Below are 23,297 nucleotides of genomic sequence, written 5' to 3' on the forward strand. Positions count from 1 at the left end.
AAGGAATGCCGACCCCGCTCCTACCGCGCCGCCGCGGTGCTAGCGCAGGATCGCCAGCGAGACCATCGCCACGAGCGGGCGATGCACGAAGCGCTCGACGCGCGCATGCAGATGCAGCGGCCGGAGCAGCATCTTGATCGTCATCTCGATGGGCAGGTTGCGCCTCACCACCGTGCTGCACTGGGAATTGAGCGCCGCCACTTCCGCGGCGGGGATGTCGTCCCGGCCGCGCTCCACGCGGAGGATATTGCGCAGCGCGATCTCCGCGTCGTCGTTCTTGATCTCGAGCAGCCGGCGCGCCAGCACGCCCAGCACCTTGAACCGGCCCTGGCGCTCGCGGCCGTTCAGATCGTTGAAGTAGCGGAAAAAATGCTTGTAATGGCGGACCTCGTCGCTGGAAATCCGGCGGGAGAGATCCCGCAGCACCGGTTCGTCGCTCGCGGCTTCGAGCGCGCGGTAGTAGGACGCCGTACCGGTTTCCACGACGCATCGCGCCGCCATTTCCAGCGCGCGCGAGGACTCGAGGTTGTCGTCGTTGCAGGTCTTCTCGTATTCGCCGAAGAACTGCGCGTAGCCGGCCTCCCAGTCGAACTCGGGCCACACATGCTCCACATAACGGCGCAGCGCGAGGCCGTGCTGCAATTCCTCCCGCTCCCAGTGCTGCCTGAGCCAGCCGGCCGCCTCGGGCGTATCCGCGTAATGGCGCGCGAGATTGCCCGCATAGGTATCGGAGCCGCTCTCCATGTAGGAGGCGGAGGTCAGCAGATAGAACAGCGTGCGGTTTGGCCGCACGCGCGACACGTCGATTGCACCGTAATCGATTTCATCCACCGACCACGTCATGTGACTTCTCCATGTTGTCTCAGGCGTAACCCTAAGAAGTTTCGGTCCGAATTGCCACTGTGACAATCTCGTGTCGCCCATTCTACTTCTAGAGACTGGATCAAGCATTGCGCGCAAGTCGCGGATGTACAACGCTTTTCCCATATGCCCGTTCGGGTTTTCATGCCGCGCGCAACGGTGGATAAAGCGGCCGGCGGGGCGTTTCGCGATGGTATGATTGTCGCCATTCCGCCGGGCGACACAGGGTGAAAGTGGATGTTAATCCACACGCACACCGCGCCCGCCCGCATTCCCATCCGTAACGCCGAAAACCACACGACAACGTGCGACTGTCATCGATCAAGCTGGCGGGCTTCAAGTCCTTCGTCGATCCCACCAATTTTCAAGTGCCGGGCCAACTGGTCGGCATCGTCGGTCCCAACGGCTGCGGCAAATCGAACATCATTGATGCCGTGCGCTGGGTGCTGGGCGAATCACGCGCGTCCGAGCTGCGTGGCGAGTCCATGCAGGACGTCATCTTCAACGGTTCCACGGCGCGCAAGCAGGCCGGCCGGGCGAGCGTCGAACTCGTGTTCGACAACGCCGAGGGCCGCGCCGCCGGCCAGTGGAGCCAGTACGCGGAAGTGGCGGTCAAGCGCGTGCTGACGCGCGACGGCACCTCGTCGTACTACATCAACAACCAGCCCGTTCGCCGCCGCGACATCCAGGACATCTTCCTCGGGACCGGTCTCGGTCCGCGCGCGTACGCGATCATCGGGCAGGGCATGATCTCGCGGATCATCGAGGCCAAGCCCGACGACATGCGGATTTTCCTCGAGGAAGCCGCGGGGGTGTCCAAGTACAAGGAACGCCGCCGCGAAACCGAGAACCGTCTCTCCGACACGCGCGAGAACCTGACGCGCGTGGAAGACATCCTGCGCGAGCTCGGCACCAACCTCGACAAGCTCGAAGGGCAGGCCGAGGTGGCGCAGCGCTTCAAGACGCTGCAGGCGGAAGGCGAAGAGAAGCAGCATCTGCTGTGGCTGCTGCGCAAGCGCGAAGCGCAGGCCGAGCAGGAACGCCACCAGCGCGCCATCGAGCAGGCGCAGATCGATCTGGAAGCCCAGACGGCGCAGCTGCGCCATGTCGAGGCCGAACTCGAGACGATGCGCGCGGCGCATTACACCGCGTCGGACGGCATGCACGCCGCGCAGGGCGCGCTGTACGAAGCCAATGCAACGGTCAGCAAGCTCGAGGCCGAGATCCGCTTCGTCGTGGAATCGCGCAATCGCGTGCAGGCCCAGATCGCCGCGCTCACCGCGCAACGCGACCAATGGCAGGGCAAGGCCGAACAGGCCACCGACGAACTCGCGCAGGCGGAGGAAAACCTCGCCGTGGCCGAGGGCCGCACCGTGGAAGCGCAGGAGGCCGTCGCGCAGAAGACCGACGAACTGCCGACGCTCGAAGCGCAATGGCGCGAGGCGCAGCAGCGCCTCAACGAACAACGCACGGGGATCGCGCAGGCCGAGCAGACGCTGAAGCTCGAAGCCGCGCAGCAGCGCAACGCGGACCAGATGCTCCAGCAGCTCGAGCAGCGCCGCGAACGCCTGTCGCTCGAGGAAAAGGGCCTCGATCGTCCGGACGAAACCCGCCTGGAACAGCAGCGCGAGGAACTCGCCGAGCAGGAAGCGATGCTCGAGGAAGCGCAGGCCGTGCTGATGGACAGCGAGGACAGCGTGCCGCGCCTCGATGCCGAACGCCGAGCCGCGCAGGAACGCGTGCAGAGCGAAGCCGCCGCGATTGCCTCGCTGGAGGCGCGCCTGGCCGCGCTGCGGCAGCTGCAGGAAAACGTGCAGACGGACGGCAAGGTCCAGCCCTGGCTGGAACGCCATGGTCTGGCGGAACTGCCGCGGCTCTGGAAGAAGGTCCATATCGAGCCGGGCTGGGAAAACGCGCTCGAATCCGTGCTGCGCGAAAAGCTCGCGGCGCTCGAGGTGTCGAACCTCGACTGGGTCAAGGCGTTCCTCTCGGATGCGCCGCCGGCCAAGCTGGCGTTCTACACGCCGCCGCCCGCCGCCCGCCCGATCGAGGCACCGGCCGGCTTGCGTCCGCTGATGTCGCTCGTGCAGATCACCGAGCCCGGCATCCGCGCGGTCATGCAGGACTGGCTCGCCGACATCTACACCGCGACCGACATCGCCCAGGCGATGGCCGCGCGCCAGACGCTGCCCGACGGCGCGTCGTTCGTCGTGGCGGAAGGTCACCTGATCGGCCGCAATGCGATCCAGATCTATGCCGCCGATTCGGAACAGGCGGGCATGCTCGCGCGCGAGCAGGAGATCGAGAACCTGCAGAAGCAGGTGCGCGCGCAGATGCTGCTGTCCGACGAAGCGAAGAGCCAGGCCGTGCGCGCGGAGTCCGCGTACACGCAGGCGAGTCAGGCCCTGAGCGAAGCACGTGGCCGCGCCGAGCAGGCCACGCGCCGCGTGCATGCGCTGCAGATGGACGTGCTCAAGCTGTCGCAGGCGATGGAACGCTTCTCCGCGCGTAGCGGCCAGATCCGCGACGAACTCGCCGAGATCATGGCGCAGATCGAGGAGCAGCGCGCGGTGCGCGCCGAATCGGAGGCCGCGTTCGAGCAGCACGACGCCGCGCTCGCGGACCTGCAGGCCGCGCACGAGGACCAGCAGATGGCCTTCGACGCGCTCGACACGAAGCTGGCGTCCGCGCGAAACCAGTTGCGCGATTTCGAGCGCGCCGCGCAGGAAGCCCTCTTTGCCGAGCGCAACCTGTCGGGCCGCATCGACGAACTGCGCCGCAATATCCAGATGGCGGCCGACCAGTCGGAACGTATCGCCGAATCGCTCGAGAACGCCCGCGCGGAACTCGAGACGATCAACGAACAAACCGCGCACACGGGCCTGCAGGAAGCGCTCGAAATCCGCGCGGAGAAGGAAGAGAAGCTGTCGGCCGCGCGCATCGAACTCGACGCGTTGTCCGCGCAGCTGCGCACCTATGACGAGCAGCGGCTGGCCGCCGAGCGCAGCCTGCAGCCGCTGCGCGACCGCATCACCGAGTACCAGCTCAAGGAACAGGCCGCGCGCCTGAATCAGGAGCAGTTCAGCGAGCAGCTGACCACGGCCGAAGTCGATGAGGCCGCGCTCGCCGACAAGCTCACGGGCGATCTCAAGCCGTCGTACCTGCAAGGCGAAGTCACGCGCCTCAATAACGCGATCAACGCGCTCGGCCCGGTGAACATGGCCGCACTGGACGAGCTGGCCGCCGCGCGCGAACGCAAGACGTTCCTCGATGCGCAGTCCGCCGACCTCAACGATGCGATCAACACGCTGGAGGACGCGATCGCCAAGATCGATCAGGAAACGCGCGCGCTGCTGCAAGGCACGTTCGACCAGGTCAACCATCATTTCGGCGAGCTCTTCCCGTCGCTGTTCGGTGGCGGCCAGGCCCGCCTCATCATGACGGGCGAAGAAATCCTCGACGCCGGCGTGCAGGTCATGGCGCAGCCGCCCGGCAAGAAGAACTCGACCATTCACCTGCTGTCCGGTGGCGAGAAGGCGCTGACCGCGATCGCGCTGGTGTTCGCGATGTTCCAGCTCAACCCCGCACCGTTCTGCCTGCTCGACGAAGTGGACGCGCCGCTCGACGACGCGAACACCGAGCGCTACGCGAACATGGTGGCGCGCATGTCGGACAAGACGCAGTTCGTGTTCATCTCGCACAACAAGATTGCAATGGAAATGGCCCATCAGCTCATCGGCGTGACGATGCAGGAGCAGGGCGTATCGCGCATCGTCGCGGTGGATATGGACGCAGCGGTATCGATGGCGGAGGCCGCCTGATGGAACTGCAGAATGCCCTGATCATCGCCGGTGTCGTATTGCTGCTGTTGCTGGTGGCGTACAACCGTTGGCAAATCCACAAATCGCGCCGCGTGCGCCCGCTGATGCCGGAAGACGACCTGCCGCCGATGCGCGAGCCGGTGGTGGGCAAGACCGTGCGGCCCGAGACCGCCGCCAGGCTGCAGGAGACGCCGCCCGAGCATGTCTCGCGCCGTGAGCCGACGCTTGGCGGCGCCGGCAAGGGCGCGGCCGTATCCGTCGGTGCCGGGGCGGTGCAGGACGCCGACGCCAGCGAGGCCGCGGTGGCCGCGCATGCCGCCCATGCCGCGGCCGCCGGCGCCGATGCCGACGAAGCCGTCGCGGAGGAGGTGGCCAACGCCTCGGCCGTGACGCGCAAGCCCGGTGAGCCGGCGCATGCCGCGGACGCCGCTCATCCCGCCGAAGACGCGGACACAGGTACCGCCGTCGCGGAGGACAAGGATGCCGCCGCGCTCGCGGCAGCGAACGCTGCGACCACCGCCGCCGAGGCGCAACCGTCGCCGCAGCTGGGCACCGCGAGCCTGAAGCCGGAACCGAAATCCGAACCGTCGCCGCTCGACGGCCAGCCATCGCCCGCCGTGATCGATCCGCTGATCGACTGCATCGTGCCGATGCACCTGGAGCGCAAGGCGTCGGGCGACCGCATCCTGCCGCTGACGGGGCGCCTGCGCCGCGCCGGCACCAAGCAGGTCCATATCGAAGGCCTGCGCGCCGAAGTCAATGCGTGGGAGCCCGTGACCGCGGGCCACCAGTACGAAGACCTGCAGGTGGCCGTGCAGCTGGCCAACCGCAGCGGCCCGCTCAATGCGCTGGAATTCTCGGAGTTCGTCAACGCGGTGGAGGCGCTCGCCGAGGCGCTCGACGCATCGGCCGAGCTGCCCGACATGACCGAGACCGTGGCCAACGCACGCGAGCTCGACGGGTTTGCCGCGGGTTGCGACGTGCAGCTCGGCGTCAACGTGATCTCCGACGGCGCCCCATGGTCGGCCGCGTACGTGCAGAACGTCGCCACGCAGGATGGCCTCGTGCTGTCGCGCGACGGCACGCGTTTCTCGCGCTACCAGGCCGATAGCGATGGCGTCCAGCGTCCGCTGTTCACGCTGCAGTTCGGCGACACGAACTTCCTGCGCGACGACCTGACGATCAATGCCGGTCGCCAGATCACGCTGCTGCTGGACGTGCCCGTTTCCGCGCAATCGACCAAGCCGTTCAAGACCGTGTGCGAGTACGGCTATAGCCTCGCCCAGCGCATGGGCGCGCAGCTCGTCGACGACAACATGCGCCCGTTGACGGAGGCATCGTTCGTCGCGATCTTCGGGCAGCTGGAAAAGCTGTACGACAAGCTCGAGGCGCGCGGCATGCCCGCCGGCTCGCCTGTGGCGCAGCGCCTGTTCAGCCTGTAGGAGCGCCACGATGACCGGAAATACCCGTGGCGCGCAGGCATCGGCCTCCGCGCCGGCTGGCGTTTCTTCGCCCGCGGAGCGCGTGCAGTGGCTGCGCGAGGAACTCGATCGCCATAGCTACCAGTATTACGTGCTCGACGCGCCGACCATTCCCGATGCGGAATACGACGCGCTGTTCGGCGAACTCCAGGCGCTCGAGACCGAGCATCCCGAACTGCTGACCGACGACTCGCCGACGCAGCGCGTGGGCGGGGCGCCGCTCGCCGCGTTCGATGCCGTGCGCCATCGTGTGCCGATGCTGTCGCTGAACAACGGCTTCGAGGACGAGGACGTGATCAACTTCGACCGCCGCTGCGCGCAAGGCCTCGGCCGTGCCGCGCCCGTGCCGGCTGCGGAGACGCCGCAGGATCTGTTCAGTCAGGCCGAGCAGATCGATAGCGCCGTGGAGTACGCCTGCGAGCTCAAGTTCGATGGCCTCGCCATGTCGCTGCGCTACGAGAACGGCAAGCTCGTGCAGGCCGCCACGCGCGGCGATGGCGAGACCGGCGAGGACGTGACCGCGAACGTGCGGACGATCAAGGCCATTCCGCTCAAGCTGCGCGGGGACGCTCCTGAAGTGCTCGAGGTGCGCGGCGAGGTCTTCATGTACCGCGAGGACTTCGACAGGCTCAACGCCCGTCAGGCCGAGGCCGGCGAGAAGACCTTCGTCAATCCGCGCAACGCGGCCGCGGGCAGCCTGCGACAGCTCGATCCGCGCATCACGGCGAAGCGGCCGCTGTCGTTCTTTGCCTACGGCATCGGCGAGTTGCGGGGCGTCGATCGCCCGGTCACCCACAGCGTGATGCTGGACGGGTTCGCCCGGCTCGGGTTGCCGGTCTGCACCGAGCGCCGCGTGGTGAAGGGCGCGCCCGGCCTGCTGGCGTTCTATCGCGAGATCGGCGAGCGCCGCGCCCAGCTGCCGTACGACATCGATGGCGTGGTCTACAAGGTCAACGCGCTGGCGGAGCAGGAACAGCTCGGCTTTGTCTCGCGCGCGCCGCGCTTTGCGCTGGCGCACAAGTTTCCCGCGCAGGAGATGACCACGATCGTCGAGGACATCGAGGTGCAGGTCGGCCGCACTGGCGCGATCACGCCCGTGGCGCGCCTGGCGCCCGTGTTCGTTGGCGGCGTCACCGTCACCAACGCGACGCTGCACAACGAGGACGAGGTCCGCCGCAAGGACGTGCATATTGGCGACACCGTGATCGTCCGCCGCGCGGGCGACGTGATTCCTGAAGTCGTGGCCGTGGTGGCGGAACGCCGCCCCGACGACGCGCGGGCGTTCGTGATGCCGACCGAGTGCCCGGTCTGTGGCTCGCATATCGAGAAGCTCGAGGGCGAGGCCATCGCGCGCTGCACGGGCGGGCTGATCTGCGCCGCGCAGCGCAAGCAGGCGCTGCTGCATTTCGCGCAGCGCCGCGCGATGGATATCGAAGGCCTCGGCGACAAGCTCGTCGAGCAGCTCGTGGATCAGGGCATCGTGCGCACGCCGGCGGATCTGTACAAGCTCGGTGTGATGAAACTGTCGGCGCTTGACCGCATGGCGGAGAAGTCGGCGGCCAATATCGTCGCGGCCATCGACGGTTCGCGCACGCCAGCGCTCAATCGTTTCATCTTCGCACTGGGCATTCGCCATGTCGGGGAATCTACCGCCAAGGATCTGGCCAAACACTTTGGCCGGCTGCAGGCGGTGATGGATGCCGACGAGGCGGCGCTGCTCGAGGTCAACGACGTTGGCCCGGTGGTCGCGCAGTCGATCGCGAACTTCTTCGCGGAAGAGCACAATCGCCAGGTGATCGAGGACCTGCTGGCATCGGGCGTGACGCCCTCCGAGAGCGAACCCGCCGCGCGCGCGCCGGCGCCGTTCGCGGGCAAGACCTTCGTGCTCACCGGCACGCTGCCGACGCTCTCTCGCGAGGCGGCGAAGGAGATGCTCGAGGCCGCGGGCGCCAAGGTGGCGGGCTCGGTGTCGAAGAAGACGGACTACGTGGTGGCCGGGGCCGAGGCGGGCAGCAAGCTCGAGAAGGCACAGGCGCTCGGCGTGGCCGTGATCGACGAGGATGGCATGCTCGCGCTGCTGCGTGAAGCGGGCGCGGGTTGAACCGGAGGTAGAGCGATGATTCGAGACATCCTGAAGATGGGCGATCCGCGGCTGTTGCGCGTCGCGCAACCCGTGACGCGTTTCAATACGCCCGAACTGCGTGCGCTCGTCGAGGACATGTTCGACACGATGGCCCACGCGAATGGCGCGGGCCTGGCCGCGCCGCAGATCGGCGTGGACCTGCAGGTCGTGATCTTCGGATTCGATCGCGTGCCAAATCAGCCGGACCGGCCGATGGTGCCGAAGACGGTGCTGATCAATCCCGTCATCGAGCCGTTATCGGAAGAGCGCGAAGAGGGCTGGGAAGGCTGCCTGTCGGTGCCCGGCATGCGCGGCGTGGTGCCGCGCTACACGCATCTGCGGTACTCGGGCTACGACATCGAAGGCCATCGCATCGAGCGCGTCGCGGACGGCTTTCATGCGCGCGTCGTGCAGCACGAGTGCGACCACCTGCTCGGGGTGCTGTACCCGATGCGGATCGAGGACTTCTCGCGCTTTGGCTTCACCGAAGTCCTCTTTCCTGAATTGCCCGCGGATTATGACGATTAATCCCGAGGACTAATCCCGAGGACTCATCAAGACGACTGGGCGGCGGGGGCCAGCACCGGCTGCCCATGCCGCGCGTGGTAGCGCACCGCCGCCGCCAGCAGCAGCGCGATCAACGCGAGCTCCGCGACCAGCCCCGCCAGCGTGGCTTCGAGGTACGCAGCCGGCACGAACGTGGACGTACCGGCATTGCCCGCCGCATGGTGATGCAACACCTGCGCGAACACCGTCCCCAGCAACGCCGATCCCAGACCGAACGACGCCTGCTGCATCGTCGCCAGCATCGCGCTCCCCGCGCCCGCGTGATCGGCCGGAATATCCGCCAGCCCGATCCGATAGAAGCAACCCACCATCAGTGCATTGCCGAAGCCGATCACGATGGTCGGCGGTGCAAGGTCCATCCAGTCGGGATGCGGCCACACATGATGCAGCGTGTAGCACAGCGCCAGCATGCCGACGATATGAAGCGAGCATCCGGCGATGAGCGTACGCGTGCGGCCGATCGCCGCGACGATGCGCGCGCTGAGCACCGCGCAGATGAAGTACGCGGTGCCGAGCGCGATGAACGCGTTGCCGCATTGCGTCGGCGTGAGGTGCGCGCCCGATTGCAGCGCGAGTGCCAGCACGAACATCATGCCGCTCCAGCTCGTGAACAGCAGGATGGCGATGGTCAGGCCGAAGCGCACGCTCGGCAGGCGCATGAGCGAGGGCGGCAGCAGGGGGTGCCGGCCCAGGCGTTCCTGGCGCAGTTCCACGCGCCACAGCAGCGCGATGAGCAGCACGGCGGCGGCCATCGTCGCGAGCAGGGGCCACGACCAATGCATCGTGGGGCCCATGGCGAGCGGCACGAGGATAGCGATGATGATCACCGCGAGGATCGCGGTGCCCGGCACGTCGATGCCAAACGCGTTTTCCCGGCGCGTCTCGGGGATCAGCCGCGGCGACAGCACGAGGATGGCCGCGCAGACGGGCAGGTTGATCAGAAACGCGCTGCGCCAGCCCAGGCCGGCGATATCGGCGGAGACCAGCACGCCGCCGAGCACCTGCCCGATGATGAACGCGATGCCGCTGACCGACCCGAACAACGCGATGGCTCGGGAATGCGCGTGGCCGCGCAGGCCCACGTGAATCGTCGCGAGAATCTGCGGCACGAGCAGCGCGGCGGCGGCGCCCTGCAGCACGCGGGCGGCGAGCAGCATGAGCATGGAATCGGCGATACCACAGAGCAGGGACGCGATGCCGAACAGCAGCACGCCGGCGTTGAACACCCGGCGGCGGCCGAAGTTGTCGCCGAGGCGGCCGCCCATGGCGAGGCACACGGCGAAGGCCACGCCGTAGACGGCGACCATCAGTTCGAGCTCGGTGGCGGTTGCGTGCAGCGACTGTTCGATGGCGTTGAGGGCCACGTTGACGATCGAGAAATCGATCTGCGGCAGTAGTTGGCCTGCCAGCAGCACGTAGAGGCCGGCTTTCGCCAGCGAGGGAGAGGAGGGCGTATTCATTGGGGTATACCTGCGGTCGCAATGCGATGTGCGGTAGTATCGGAGGTCGCCTAGACTGGTACAAGAGCCCAGCCTAGACTGGTATAAATTGTGTCAGCCTACGCGTTGACCCTTGGTTTCAGGAGTGTCCCCATGACTGCGCGCCCCGGCATCCTCGACCCTGTCGATCTGGCTGAAGATGGCATCGATTCGCCCGGTGACAGCCGTTCGCTGGAACTCGGCGCATTCCTCCGCGCCCGCCGCGAAAGCCTCGATCCCTCGGCCATGGGCCTCGGTCGCATGGGGCGGCGGCGGACGCCGGGCCTCCGGCGCGAGGAGGTCGCGGCGCTCGCCGATATCGGCATCACGTGGTACACGAAGCTCGAACAGGGACGGCCGATTCGCGTGTCCACCAAGGTGCTGTCCGCGGTCGCCTCGGCCCTGCAATGCAGCGAGTCGGAAACCGAGCATCTGTTCGTGCTGGCGGGCATGCCCAGGCCGCCTCTGGTCAAGGCACCGTGCGAGGTGGTCTCGCCCGCGACGCAGCGCATTCTCGACCAGTTGAGTCCGTTGCCGGCGTTGGTGGAGAACACGCGGTTCGATATCCTGGGGTTCAACGACGCGTATTGCAGGCTTGTGGGCATGGATCTGTCCCGCGTGCCGCCCGAAGACCGCAACTGCCTCTACCTGTCACTTACCCAGCCTGGCTGGAAATCGGTCGTCGTCGATTGGGAAGGCATGGTGACCGCGATGGTCGCACTGTTCCGCGCGCAGATGGCCGAGCATACGCACGATCCGGTCTGGCAGGCCGCGTTGCAGCGGTATATGGCGGTGTCGCAGACCTTCAGCGAACTATGGCCCCGGTATCAGGTGCGGGGCTTCGAGAACCAGACCAAACGCTTTTTCCACCCCGAGACCGGGGTGCTGAACCTCCACAGCAACAACTGGTGGTCGTCGCCGCGGAATGGGGTGCGGATGCTGGTGTATGTGCCGATGGATGAGGCCAGCGAACAGGGCCTGTCGCGGCTGCCGGCGATCGTGTAGCCCGTTCACCACCGGTTGGCTCCCCTCTCCCGCGGGGAGCGGGCCGTCTATCCAGACATCAGAACTTCTCGAACGGTCCAAGGAATCGCCACTGCCCGACGGGCAGGTCGCCCAGGACGATGCGGCCCATGCGCACGCGCTTCAGGCCGACGACTTTGAGCCCCACCTGCTCACACATCCGCCGAATCTGACGCTTGCGGCCCTCACGCAGCACGAAGCGCAACTGCTCCTCGTTCTGCCAGCTGACCTTGGCGGGCTTGAGCACCACGCCATCGAGCGACAAGCCATGTCGCAGGAGCTCGAGCTGCTCGGCGGGGAAGACCTCGCTGATGTTGCGTTCGACATCGCCCTGCGGCGATTGCCATACCACGCGCACGAGGTATTCTTTCTCGACCGTCGAGTCGTCGCCGATCAGCGCGCGCGCGACGCGGCCGTCCTGCGTCAGCACGAGCAGGCCGGTGGAGTCGATGTCCAGCCGCCCCGCCGGCGCGAGGTTCTTGCGTTGCCACGGGGCAAAGCGTTTGCGCGTGGGGTCGTCCTCCCACTGGTTCTCGGGGGCAAACAGCACCGCCGCGGGCTCGTAGCCGTCCTCGGCCTGGCCTGACACGTAGCCCACGGGCTTGTTCAGCAGCACGGTGACCCGCTCGCCTTGCTCGGAGCGCGCGGCCTGCAGGATCTCGATCTCGGCATCCGGGCGAATGCGCGTGCCGAGCTCGGTCACGGGCTTGCCGTCCACGAGCACCCAGCCACGGGGGATCCATTCGTCGGCTTCACGCCGGGAGCATAAGCCGAGTTCGGACATGCGCTTGGACAACCGCACGAGACCATCGTCCTCGGCGCGCGCGGCCGCGTGTTCCTCGACGCGCGGCGCGTCCGTTGCGCGCGGGGCGGGGCGGGCACGGTCCGCGCCATCACTGAACCGCCGCTCGCGCGTCCCCGCACTCCGCTCCGCATCCCGCCGAGGCGGGCGGTTGTCGCCCTCACGCCGAGGCGGACGCGAATCACCCTCGAACCTGCGCGGCGCGCGACCTTCGTCGTCGCCATAGCGACGCGGCGGGCGGTCGTCGCCTTCACGGCGCGGCGGGCGCGAGTCGCCGTCGAACCGGCGAGGCGGGCGGTCATCGCCTTCGCGCCGAGGCGGACGCGAGTCGCCCTCGAACCGGCGCGGCGGACGACCGGCATCGTCGCCGTAGCGACGCGGCGGACGGTCATCGCCCTCGCGGCGCGGAGGACGCGAGTCGCCATCGAAGCGGCGCGGCGGACGACCGGCATCGTCGCCGTAGCGACGGGGCGCGCGGCCATCGCCCTCGCGGCGCGGAGGGCGCGAGTCGCCATCGAACCGGCGCGGCGGACGACCGGCATCGTCGCCGTAGCGACGAGGCGCGCGGTCATCGCCCTCGCGGCGCGGCGGGCGCGAGTCGCCATCGAACCGGCGCGGCGGACGACCGACGTCGTCGCCATAGCGACGGGGCGCGCGGTCATCGCCCTCGCGGCGCGGAGGGCGCGAGTCGCCATCGAACCGGCGCGGCGGACGACCGGCATCGTCGCCGTAGCGACGAGGCGGCCGATCGTCGCCCTCGCGGCGCGGAGGGCGCGAGTCGCCATCGAAGCGGCGCGGCGGACGACCGGCATCGTCGCCATAGCGACGGGGCGGACGGTCATCGCCATCGCGCCGAGGCGGACGCGAGTCGCCCTCGAACCGGCGCGGCGCCCGGCCCTCGTCCCCCTGACCCGTCTGGGGCTTCCGCTTCCCAGCGCCCGCCTTCTCCTTCGCCTGCTTGATCCCCTCCTGCACCGCCTGCACCCGCTTGCGATTGAGGTCGGACACGCGCACAGGCCGCGTCGCCTTCTTCGCGGGTTCGGAGGAGGTGGAAGTCTTGATGCCCAGCGTCTTGCGCCCGGGCGTTTTGCTATCGGTCATATTGGGTACGAATGCGGCGGTCGTTCAGACCGCCAGCGCATCGAGCAGGTCCTGCTCGAGCTGAAGCTGTAATCGATTGTCCGAAGACAGGCGTCCGCCATCGACGAGGAACACGTCCTCGATACGCTCGCCGAGCGTATTGATCCGCGCCGAGAACACCGATACCCGATGGCGCGCCAGCACAAGCGCGATCGAGTAGAGCAGACCCGTACGGTCATTGGCGGATAGCGAAAGGATGTAGTACTGGCCACGCTCGTCGGGACGCAGGTCCACGCGCGGCTTGATCGGAAAACTGCGCGACTGGCGCGACAGACGGCCCTGCGTCGGTTCCGGCAACGGGCATTCTAGCCGCAGCCGCTCCGCGAGCTCATGCTCGACCAGCGCAAGAATGTCGCGATAGTCGCCCGCGAGCCCGGGATCGGTCACCTGGAAGGTATCGAGTGCATACCCATGACGCGTGGTGTGAATCTTGGCATCCTGAATGGAAAACGCCTTGCGCTCGAAGTACCCGCAGATCCGCGCGAACAGGTCGGGCTGGTCCTTCACGTAGACCGCGATCTGCAACCCCTCGCCGGCGGGCGAGATGCGCGCCTTCACCACGGCCGACTCGCTGTCCACCTTGTTGAAGAGATTGCGCGTGAGCCACGCAATGTCGCGCGCATCGTGCCGCAGGAAGAACGACACATCGAGCTTGTCCCAAAGCGGCTTGCCGAGATCGGGGTCGAAGGCCTTGAGCCGCAGTTGCGCGATGGTCTCGTCGCGCCGCTGCGCCCAGAGCGAATGCGGATCGAGCTGCGCGCCCCCCAGCACCCGCAGCGTAATGCGATACAGGTCCTCGAGCAGCTTGCCCTTCCAGGCATTCCACACCTTGGGACTCGTCCCGCGAATATCCGCGACGGTCAGCAGATACAACGCGGTCAGATAACGCTCGTTGCCCACCACCTTGGCAAACGCATGCACGACCTCGGGATCGGTCAGATCCTGCTTCTGCGCGACATGGCTCATCGTCAGGTGATGCTCGACGAGCCAGGCGATCAGATCGGTGTCCTCGCGCGAGATTCCATGCTGCTTGCAGAAGCGCCGCGCATCGACCACGCCGAGCTTGGAATGGTCGCCGCCGCGTCCCTTGGCGATGTCATGGAACAGCGCCGCTGTCCACAGTACCCAGGGCCGATCGAAACTGGCGATGAGCTGACTGCAAAACGGAAACTCGTGCGTATGCTCGACGATCGCGAATCGCCGCAGATTACGCAGCACCATCAGGATGTGCTGGTCCACGGTATAGACGTGGAACAGGTCGTGCTGCATCTGCCCGACGATCCGGCGGAAATTGATCAGATAGCGGCCGAGCACGCTTGTCTGGTTCATCAGCCGCATCGCATGCGTGATGCCCTGCGGCTCCTGCATGATGGCGAGGAACAGCCGGCGGTTCTCGGGATCGTTGCGCCAGCACGCATCCATCACGGTGCGCGCGTTGTAGAGCCCCCGCAGCGTCCGCGGCGAAAGCCCCTTCACCCCGGGCGTGCGCTCGTAGAGCAGGAACGTCTCCAGGATCGCGTGCGGCTCGCGCTCGTAGAGATCGTCGCTCGTGATCTCGAGCATGCCCTGGCGCTCGACGAAGCGGTCGTTCAGCACGCGCGTCACCTTCGACTCGGTGGGGAACAGCATCGCCTCGATGTTGAGCAGCAGCACGCTGTTCAACTGCGTAACGGCCTTGGCCGCCCAGTAATAGCGGCGCATGAGCTGCTCGCTCGCGCGCTTGTGGTTGTTCTGGCGATAACCGAAGGCCTCCGCCAGCGCCGTCTGGAGATCGAACACGAGCACGTCCTGCCGGCGCCCGGCCAGCAGATGCAGGCGCGCGCGGATCGTGCGCAGCAGGCGCTCGTTGCGCGTGAGCTCCTGCGCCTCGCGCTCGGTCAGCAGCCCGCGCTCGAACAGCTGCTTCCAGCTGTCGCCAAGGCCTGCCGCCTGCGTCATCCACAGGATCACCTGCAGATCGCGCAAGCCGCCCGGGCTCTCCTTGCAGTTCGGCTCGAGCGCGTAGGGCGTGTCCTGGTACTTCGCGTGGCGCTGGCGCATTTCCAGCAGCTTGGCCTGGAAAAAGTCGCCGGCATCCATGTCGGCGTCATAGCGCGTGCGCAGTTCCTCGAACAGCCTGCGGCTGCCGGTCAGCAGGCGCGCTTCGAGCAACGAGGTGCGGATCGTGATGTCGGCCGCGGACTCGCGGATGCAGTCGTCGACGGTACGCACCGAGGACCCGATCTCGAGCCCCAGATCCCAGCACAGGCCGATAAAGCGTTCGAGCTTGGACGCGCACTCGGCATCGGGCTCCGCGCGCAGCAGTAGCAGCACGTCCACGTCCGAATGCGGAAACAGCTCGCCACGCCCATACCCGCCGACCGCGACGAGCGCGGCATCGCGCGGCAGCTCGAGCCCGGTCCACGCCTCGATGAGCGCGGCATCCACGGCGCGCCGCAGCCTGGTGACGAGCGGATGCACCTGGTTGCTCGCCTCGAACTCGGCGAACAGCGCCTGCTTGTCGGCACGCAGCCTGTCGCGGATGCGTTGGCACAGCAGCAGTTCCGGCGTGGTGTCCATGGCGTGGGCGAGTGAATTCTTCACGGCTGAAAGCACAAAGGGCGCCATCGTCGGCGCCCCGGGTTCGATGGCGGCCTCAGGCCGCGACGGGTTCGGTGATGAAGGCGGGCGGTACCGGCGACCCCGCCGATAAAGTCAGCACCTCGTAGCCGGTATCCGTCACCAGCACCGTATGCTCCCATTGCGCGGACAGGCTGCGGTCGCGCGTCTTGACGGTCCAGTGGTCGGGCATCGTGCGAATGTCGCGCTTGCCCGCGTTGATCATCGGCTCCACCGTGAAGATCATGCCGGTCTTGATCTCGGCGCCGGTGCCCGGACGGCCGTAGTGCAGGATCTGCGGATCTTCGTGGAAGTTCTTGCCGATGCCGTGGCCGCAGTACTCGCGCACCACGCTGTAGCCGGCGGCCTCCGCGTGCGTCTGGATGGCATGGCCGATATCGCCGAGACGCGCGCCGTTGCGCACCTGCTGGATCCCCTTCCACATGCATTCGTAGGTCACCTGCGCCAGGCGCTTGGCGAGGATCGAGCCTTCGCCGACCACGAACATGCGGCTCGTGTCGCCGTAATAGCCTTCCTTCGTGATCACGGTGATGTCGAGGTTCACGACGTCGCCGTTCTTGAGCACGCGGTCACCGGGAATGCCATGGCAGATCACGTCGTTGACGGACGTGCAGATGGCGCCGGGGAAGGGCGGATAGCCGGGGGGCGCATAGTTCAGCGGGGCGGGCACGGTGCCCTGCACGTCGCGCATGTACGCATGGCACAGGCGGTCGAGCTCGCCGGTGGTCACGCCGGCCTTCACATGCGGGGTGATGTAGTCGAGAACCTCGGAGGCCAGACGGCAAGCGACGCGCATTTGCGCCACGTCCTCGGCCGTATTCAGATAGATGCTCATGCTGCGCTGGGGAAAATGTGACGACAGGATCATAAAAACCCTGTCGAGTATCAAATCGCAAAGTAGGATTATCTCACCAACACGGTCGCTTGGCAGGGATTTGCGGGTCTGCTTGAAGGAAACCCGGGTTTGTTGCTACAATCGCAGGCTGACTTGATGTCAGAGAACCTTTTGTAAATCGCTGGTCCGCCCATCCGGGGTGTTTCTTTTCAGAAATGTCGGGGCGGACTTCAGACCTAACCCTATTGGAGCACCTCACATGTCCGTGACCATGCGCGAAATGCTGGAAGCCGGTTGCCACTTTGGCCACCAGACCCGCTTCTGGAACCCCAAGATGGCCCCCTTCATCTTCGGTCATCGCAACAAGATCCACATTATCAACCTCGAAAAGACGCTGCCGATGTTCCAGGACGCACTGAAGTACGTGCGTCAGCTGGCTGCAAACCGCGGCACCATCCTTTTCGTGGGCACCAAGCGTCAGTCGCGCGAAGTCCTCGCCGAGGAAGCTGGCCGTGCCGGCATGCCTTACGTTGACGCCCGCTGGCTCGGCGGCATGCTGACCAACCACAAGACGGTCAAGATCTCGATCAAGCGCCTGAAGGACATGGAAGCCGCCAAGGAAGCCGGCGCGCTGGAAACCATGAGCAAGAAGGAAGCGCTGATGTTCGAGCGCGAAATGACCAAGCTGCAGAAGTCGATCGGCGGCATCAAGGACATGGGCGGCATTCCTGACGCCATCTTCGTGGTGGACGTCGGCTACCACAAGATCGCCATCACCGAAGCCAACAAGCTGGGCATCCCCGTGATCGGCGTGGTCGATACGAACCACTCGCCGGAAGGCATCGATTACGTGATCCCGGGTAACGACGACTCGAGCAAGGCCGTGGCGCTGTACGTGCGCGGCGTGGCCGACGCGATCCTGGAAGGCCGTGCGAACGCCGTGCAGGAAGTGGTGGAAGCCGCTCGCGAAGGCGACGAATTCGTCGAAGTGCAGGAAGGCTGATGATTCGGGGCTTGCGCGCCGGATCGGCGCGCGAGTCCAGGATTCAGGGGTGCGCGCCGGGCGCGCGTCCCGAAACAGGGGGCACTATGGTCGCCCCCTTTTTTCAAGCTGACAAGTTGTCATCCGCGGCGTGTACCCTTTCCCGCCGATGACGCTGAACCAACCAAGGAGTGACAAATGGCGGCAATTACCGCAAGCATGGTTGCAGAACTGCGCGCGAAGACCGACGCGCCGATGATGGAGTGCAAGAAGGCCCTGACGGAAGCCGAAGGCAACCTAGAAAAGGCTGAAGAACTCCTGCGCGTCAAGCTGGGCAACAAGGCCAGCAAGGCCGCTTCGCGCGTGACCGCCGAAGGCGTGGTCGCCACGTTCATCGACGGCACGACCGGCGCCCTGGTCGAGCTGAACTGCGAAACCGACTTCGTTTCGAAGAACGACGACTTCCTGGCCTTCTCGGCCAAGATCGCCGAACTGATCGCCAAGCAAAACCCGGCCGACGTGGCCGCGCTGTCGGCGCTCGAGATCGACGGCGTGTCGGTGGAAGCCACCCGCACCGCGCTGATCGGCAAGATCGGTGAAAACCTGGCGATCCGCCGCTTCAAGCGCTACGCCAATGGCGGCAAGCTGGCCTCGTACCTGCACGGCACGCGCATTGGCGTGGTCGTGGAGTTCGACGGCGACGAAACCGCCGCCAAGGACGTGGCCATGCACGTGGCCGCCATGAAGCCGGTGTCGCTGTCGTCGGCGGACGTGCCGGCCGAGCTGATCGCCAAGGAGCGCAGCATCGCCGAGCAGAAGGCTGCCGAGTCGGGCAAGCCGGCTGAAATCGCCGCCAAGATGGTCGAAGGTTCGGTGCAGAAGTACCTGAAGGAAGTGTCGCTGCTGAACCAGCCGTTCGTGAAGAACGACAAGCAGACCGTCGAGCAGATGCTGAAGGCCGCCAACACGACCGTGAAGGGCTTCACGCTGTTCGTGGTGGGCGAGGGCATCGAGAAGAAGCAGGACGACTTCGCTGCCGAAGTGGCCGCCCAGGTGGCCGCTGCCCAGAAGGGCTGATGTTCCGGGTGGCAAGCGGGCGTTCCATGCGGAATGCCGGCGCTGCCACCGTATAATGCCGAGGGGCGCCGCAAGGTGCCCCTCTGCACAAGTAGCACCGCAGCCAGTTTTCGTCGTGATCCGGGGCCCCGCCCGTCGCCCGGGTCACGACGAAAACCGGTTACCGACCGGCGTTCCCAGTTAAATTTGCCCGAGGGTGAACATGCCAGCCTACAAGCGCGTCCTTCTGAAACTGTCCGGTGAGGCCCTGATGGGCGACGATGCCTTCGGCATCAACCGCTCCACCATCGAAAGCATGGTCAACGACATCGCCGAGATCGTGAAGCTGGGCGTCCAGGTGGCGGTGGTCATCGGCGGCGGCAATATCTTCCGCGGCGTGGCGGGCGGCGCGGCCGGTATGGACCGCGCGACGGCCGACTACATGGGCATGCTGGCCACGATGATGAACGCGCTGGCCCTGCAGGACGCCATGCGCCACGCCAACATCGAGGGCCGCGTCCAGTCCGCGCTCCGCATGGACCAGGTGGTCGAGCCTTACATCCGCCCCCGCGCGATCCGCCAGCTCGAAGAGGGCAAGGTCGTGATTTTCGCGGCCGGCACCGGCAATCCGTTCTTCACGACCGACACGGCCGCCGCGCTGCGCGGCTCCGAAATCGGCGCCGAGATCGTGCTGAAGGCGACCAAGGTGGATGGCGTCTACACGGCCGATCCCAAGAAGGATCCGAGCGCCACGCGCTATGCCACGATCTCGTTCGACGAGGCGATCTCCCGCAATCTGCAGGTCATGGACGCTACCGCGTTCGCGCTCTGCCGCGACCAGAAGCTGCCGATCAAGGTCTTTTCGATCGTCAAGCCGGGCGCCCTGTTGCGCGTGATCCAGGGTGAAGACGAAGGTACGCTAGTGCACGTTTGACGTGGACGGACCGGGGCAGAATGGCAATTCGCGCGGTCCTTGAGAGTAGAATGGTTCATTTTCGATTCCGCCCAGGGCGGGATCCTGTCTGGCATTTCCGGAGGTAAACATGACCGTCGCCGACACAAAGAAGAGCGTCGAGCAGAAGATGCAGAAGTCGATCGAGGCCTTCAAGGCCGATCTGGCCAAGATCCGCACGGGCCGTGCCCATGCCGGCCTGCTCGATCACGTGCAAGTGGATTACTACGGTTCGCCGGTGCCCATCAGCCAGGTGGCGAACGTCGGCCTGGCCGATGCCCGCACGATCAGCGTGCAGCCGTGGGAAAAGAAGATGGTGCAGCCCGTCGAGAAGGCCATCCGCGACGCGGACCTCGGCCTGAACCCGTCCACGATGGGCGACGTGATCCGTGTGCCGATGCCCGCGCTGACCGAAGAGCGCCGCAAGGAACTGACCAAGGTCGTCAAGGGCGAGGCCGAAGGCGCCAAGATCGCCGTGCGCAACCTGCGCCGCGACGCCAACGAACAGTTCAAGAAGCTGGTCAAGGACAAGACGATTTCCGAGGACGACGAGCGCCGCGGCCAGGACGAAGTCCAGAAGCTGACGGACAAGTTCGTGGCCGAGATCGACAAGCTTGTCGCCGAAAAAGAGAAGGAGATCATGACGGTGTGAAGCCGTCTGACACCATGCAGCACATCAGTTCTACGCTCGGCGTTCCCGATACCAGCTATGTGCCCCAGCACGTTGCCATCATCATGGATGGCAATGGCCGCTGGGCGACACAGCGCCATCTGCCCCGCATCGCCGGCCACAACCGCGGCCTCGACGCGGTTCGGGCCGTGGTGGAGGCGAGCGCCGCGCGTGGCGTGCAGTTCCTCACGCTGTTCGCCTTCAGTTCCGAGAACTGGCGCCGCCCCGCGGACGAAGTCTCGTTCCTGATGCGCCTGTTCATGACCGCCTTGCGCCGCGAGGTGGTCAAGATGCACGCCAACAATATCCGTCTGCGCGTGGTGGGAGACCTGTCCCGCTTCAGCCCGCGCATTCAGCAGCTCATTGCCGATGCCGAGGCGCGCACCGCGCGGAACACCGGCCTGACGGTGACCATCGCCGCCAACTATGGCGGCCGCTGGGACCTGCTGCAGGCCATGCGCAAGATGCTCGCGCGCCAGCCCATGCTGGATCCCGAAACCATCGACGAATCGGTGCTCGCGCCGCATCTGGCGATGGCCTACGCGCCGGAACCGGATCTGTTCATCCGCACCGGCGGGGAACAGCGCATCAGCAATTTCCTGCTCTGGCAGCTCGCCTACTCCGAGCTTTACTTCACCGATACCTACTGGCCCGATTTCGACGCCGCCGAACTCGACAAGGCGTTCGCCTCGTACCGGCAGCGGGAACGGCGTTTCGGCCGTACCAGCGCGCAGCTGGTCGCGCCGGGTCTGTCGGGAACCGCCTGAGCGCCTTCGGGGCGCTCCTGCCGTTCACGGGCCATTCACTTACGGGACACCGCAGCGCATGCTCATTACCCGCGTCATCACCGCCGTTTGCCTGCTGCTGTTGATCCTGCCGATCCTGTTTCTGGCACCGCCGGTGGCGCTGGCGGGGCTTGTCGCCCTTATCGTGCTGCTGGCCGGGTGGGAATTCGGCCGCCTGATCGGCCTGAAAGGGTCGATGCCCGTTGTCTACGCCGTGGTCTGCCTGCTCGTGCTGCTGGTGTGGGACGCCGCGCCGGATCCGCGTTCGGTGATGGTGCTGCTCGCGGCCGCCGTGGTCGCGTGGGCCGTCGCGCTGGTCCTGCTGTCGCGCGGGGTGCGTACGGCCACGCCGGGCTTCACGGGTCTCGGGGCGATTCTCGGCGTCATCATGCTGCCGGCATTCGGTCATGCCGTGATGGTGCTGCGGGGGCAGGGCATCGCCGTGCTGCTGTCGGTCGCGGTGCTGGTCTGGGTGGCCGATATCGGCGCGTATTTCGTCGGCAAGGCCATCGGCCGCCGCAAACTCGCGCCCACGATCAGCCCGGGCAAGTCGTGGGAAGGCGCCCTTGGCGGCTGGGTGCTCGTCATGGCGCTCGGCCTTGGCCTGGCGGCCACGCACGCGTTCGCGCCGACGTGGTTCTCCGCGATGGCGGACCGCCATGGCCTGGGCATCGTGGCCGTCCTGACCACGCTGCTCGTGGCCGCGAGCGTGATCGGCGACCTGTTCGAGTCGCTGCTCAAGCGGCAGGTCGGCATGAAGGACAGCAGCGGACTGTTGCCGGGGCACGGTGGCGTGCTAGACCGCATCGACGCGCTGATTCCCGTATTTCCGCTGGCGGCGCTGCTGCTGGCGTGGCTGTGATCCTTATCTGAACTGGTTTCTATGCAACGCATCACCATTCTCGGCGCAACCGGATCCATTGGCGAAAGCACGCTCGACGTCGTGCGCCGCCATCCGGACCGCTACACGGTTCACGCGCTGTCGGCGCATCGCCAGGTCGACAAGCTTGCGGCCGCCTGCGCCGAGTTTCGTCCGGCCCGCGCAGTCGTGGGCAGTCCGGAGGCGGCGCGCGAACTCGAAGCCCTGCTGCGCCAGGCCGGTGTGAAGACGGCCGTCAGCCATGGACCGGAGGCGCTCGAGTCGGTGGCTGCGGACACTGAGACCGATGCGGTCATGGCCGCGATCGTCGGCGCCGCGGGCCTGCGTTCGTCGCTGGCGGCCGCGCGCGCGGGCAAGCGCGTGCTGCTCGCCAACAAGGAATCGCTCGTGATGTCCGGCGCCATCTTCATGGACGCCGTACGCGAGCATGGCGCGACGCTGCTCCCGATCGACAGCGAACACAACGCGATTTTCCAGTGCCTGCCGACCGATGATCCGCGCTACCGCGCCGGCGTGTCGAAGGTGCTGCTGACAGCGTCCGGCGGTCCGTTCCGCACGCGCGATCCGTCGACGCTGCACGACATCACGCCCGATCAGGCCTGCGCGCATCCGAAATGGGTCATGGGCCGCAAGATCTCGGTGGATTCGGCGACGATGATGAACAAAGGGCTCGAGGTCATCGAGGCCCACTGGCTGTTTGGCGCACCGGCCGAGAAGATCGAGGTCCTGATCCATCCGCAGAGCATCGTGCATTCGATGGTCGCGTACGCTGACGGCTCGGTGCTCGCACAGCTCGGCAACCCCGACATGCGCACGCCCATCGCGTATGGCATGGCGTATCCCGAGCGCATCGACTCGGGCGTGACGCCGCTGGATCTGACCGTGGCCGGCGGCCTGCATTTCGAGGTGCCCGACCTGAACCGTTTCCCCTGCCTGGCGCTCGCCTTCGACGCGCTGCGCGCGGGCGGCGTGGCGCCGGCGGTACTGAATGCCGCCAACGAGATCGCCGTCGAGGCGTTCCTCGCCGGGGGCGTCCGCTTCACGGACATCGCGCGCGTGGTCGAGGGCGTCCTCGGCCAGCCGCACGAAGGGTCGGCGGAAACGCTCGACGGCGTGCTCGCGGCCGATGCCGGCGCGCGCGCGGCGGCGCGACAACTGGTGGCGAGCCTCGCTCGCTGATGATCGTGGCGATGTACGACCGTACTCGCCGGGGTCCGCAGTCT

General features: G+C 66.6%; 17 protein-coding genes. 12 read left to right on the forward strand and 5 right to left on the reverse strand.

From position 1 onward, the window contains the following. Positions 1–39: 39 nt before the first annotated feature. Entirely contained in the window at positions 40–843 is an 804-nt protein-coding gene (locus KHP16_RS06265; protein WP_109581259.1) for a ferritin-like domain-containing protein, read from the reverse strand. A 323-nt stretch (positions 844–1,166) separates the two neighbouring features. On the opposite strand from KHP16_RS06265, the gene smc reads away from it, so the two are divergent. Genes smc through def form a run of 4 tightly spaced genes read left to right on the forward strand, consistent with a single transcriptional unit; the run spans position 1,167 to position 8,813 of the window. After that, positions 1,167–4,682, forward strand: a complete 3,516-nt coding sequence (gene smc, locus KHP16_RS06270; RefSeq protein WP_109581258.1) for a chromosome segregation protein SMC — start codon at positions 1,167–1,169, stop codon at positions 4,680–4,682. Next, the gene (locus KHP16_RS06275) at positions 4,682–6,124 is read left to right on the forward strand and encodes a cell division protein ZipA C-terminal FtsZ-binding domain-containing protein (RefSeq protein ID WP_211959758.1); all 1,443 of its coding nucleotides are present in this window, start codon (positions 4,682–4,684) and stop codon (positions 6,122–6,124) included. Before smc ends, KHP16_RS06275 begins: the two co-directional genes overlap by 1 nt. Positions 6,125–6,134: 10 nt before the next feature. Further along, the gene (gene ligA / locus KHP16_RS06280) at positions 6,135–8,264 is read left to right on the forward strand and encodes an NAD-dependent DNA ligase LigA (RefSeq protein WP_211959759.1); all 2,130 of its coding nucleotides are present in this window, start codon (positions 6,135–6,137) and stop codon (positions 8,262–8,264) included. Between the two features lie 15 nt (positions 8,265–8,279). Then, entirely contained in the window at positions 8,280–8,813 is a 534-nt protein-coding gene (def, locus tag KHP16_RS06285) for a peptide deformylase (protein WP_115952180.1), read from the forward strand. A 26-nt stretch (positions 8,814–8,839) separates the two neighbouring features. On the opposite strand, the gene KHP16_RS06290 is transcribed toward def, so the two are convergent. After that, complete coding sequence (locus KHP16_RS06290; RefSeq protein ID WP_115952181.1) at positions 8,840–10,312, reverse strand: MFS transporter; 1,473 nt, start codon at positions 10,310–10,312, stop codon at positions 8,840–8,842. A 132-nt stretch (positions 10,313–10,444) separates the two neighbouring features. On the opposite strand from KHP16_RS06290, the gene KHP16_RS06295 reads away from it, so the two are divergent. Continuing rightward, on the forward strand, positions 10,445–11,335 hold the full coding sequence (locus KHP16_RS06295; RefSeq protein WP_211959760.1) for a helix-turn-helix transcriptional regulator: 891 nt from the start codon (positions 10,445–10,447) through the stop codon (positions 11,333–11,335). A gap of 58 nt (positions 11,336–11,393) precedes the next feature. Here KHP16_RS06295 and KHP16_RS06300 read toward each other — a convergent pair whose 3' ends face one another. The 3 genes from KHP16_RS06300 to map form a co-directional block, all read right to left on the reverse strand. After that, the gene (locus KHP16_RS06300) at positions 11,394–13,256 is read right to left on the reverse strand and encodes a pseudouridine synthase (RefSeq protein ID WP_211959761.1); all 1,863 of its coding nucleotides are present in this window, start codon (positions 13,254–13,256) and stop codon (positions 11,394–11,396) included. Between the two features lie 24 nt (positions 13,257–13,280). Continuing rightward, positions 13,281–15,854, reverse strand: a complete 2,574-nt coding sequence (locus tag KHP16_RS06305; RefSeq protein WP_211959993.1) for a [protein-PII] uridylyltransferase — start codon at positions 15,852–15,854, stop codon at positions 13,281–13,283. A 76-nt stretch (positions 15,855–15,930) separates the two neighbouring features. Continuing rightward, on the reverse strand, positions 15,931–16,749 hold the full coding sequence (map, locus tag KHP16_RS06310) for a type I methionyl aminopeptidase (protein ID WP_115952857.1): 819 nt from the start codon (positions 16,747–16,749) through the stop codon (positions 15,931–15,933). Positions 16,750–17,008: 259 nt separating this feature from the next. Here map and rpsB point away from each other — a divergent pair, with 259 nt between their 5' ends. From rpsB to ispC, 7 genes are all read left to right on the forward strand, one after another. After that, positions 17,009–17,752: a 30S ribosomal protein S2 gene (rpsB, locus tag KHP16_RS06315; protein WP_109581250.1), complete on the forward strand. Its 744-nt coding sequence runs from the start codon at positions 17,009–17,011 to the stop codon at positions 17,750–17,752. Between the two features lie 177 nt (positions 17,753–17,929). Then, positions 17,930–18,808 carry a translation elongation factor Ts gene (gene tsf / locus KHP16_RS06320; protein ID WP_109581249.1) on the forward strand — a complete coding sequence of 293 codons (879 nt, stop codon included), beginning with the start codon at positions 17,930–17,932 and terminating at the stop codon, positions 18,806–18,808. A 202-nt stretch (positions 18,809–19,010) separates the two neighbouring features. Continuing rightward, positions 19,011–19,721: a UMP kinase gene (gene pyrH, locus KHP16_RS06325; protein ID WP_109581248.1), complete on the forward strand. Its 711-nt coding sequence runs from the start codon at positions 19,011–19,013 to the stop codon at positions 19,719–19,721. Between the two features lie 109 nt (positions 19,722–19,830). Further along, a complete protein-coding gene (gene frr / locus KHP16_RS06330) occupies positions 19,831–20,391 on the forward strand; it encodes a ribosome recycling factor (RefSeq protein WP_109581247.1) in 561 nt (186 codons plus the stop codon). Between the two features lie 14 nt (positions 20,392–20,405). After that, positions 20,406–21,176, forward strand: coding sequence for an isoprenyl transferase (locus KHP16_RS06335; RefSeq protein ID WP_115952184.1), 771 nt, complete (start codon positions 20,406–20,408; stop codon positions 21,174–21,176). A gap of 58 nt (positions 21,177–21,234) precedes the next feature. Continuing rightward, positions 21,235–22,056 carry a phosphatidate cytidylyltransferase gene (locus tag KHP16_RS06340; RefSeq protein ID WP_211959762.1) on the forward strand — a complete coding sequence of 274 codons (822 nt, stop codon included), beginning with the start codon at positions 21,235–21,237 and terminating at the stop codon, positions 22,054–22,056. A gap of 21 nt (positions 22,057–22,077) precedes the next feature. Next, on the forward strand, positions 22,078–23,253 hold the full coding sequence (gene ispC / locus KHP16_RS06345; RefSeq protein ID WP_109581244.1) for a 1-deoxy-D-xylulose-5-phosphate reductoisomerase: 1,176 nt from the start codon (positions 22,078–22,080) through the stop codon (positions 23,251–23,253). Positions 23,254–23,297: the final 44 nt, after the last annotated feature.

It is taken from the genome of Cupriavidus plantarum, from assembly GCF_905397285.1.
In the GTDB taxonomy this organism is placed as follows: Bacteria; Pseudomonadota; Gammaproteobacteria; order Burkholderiales; family Burkholderiaceae; genus Cupriavidus; species Cupriavidus plantarum.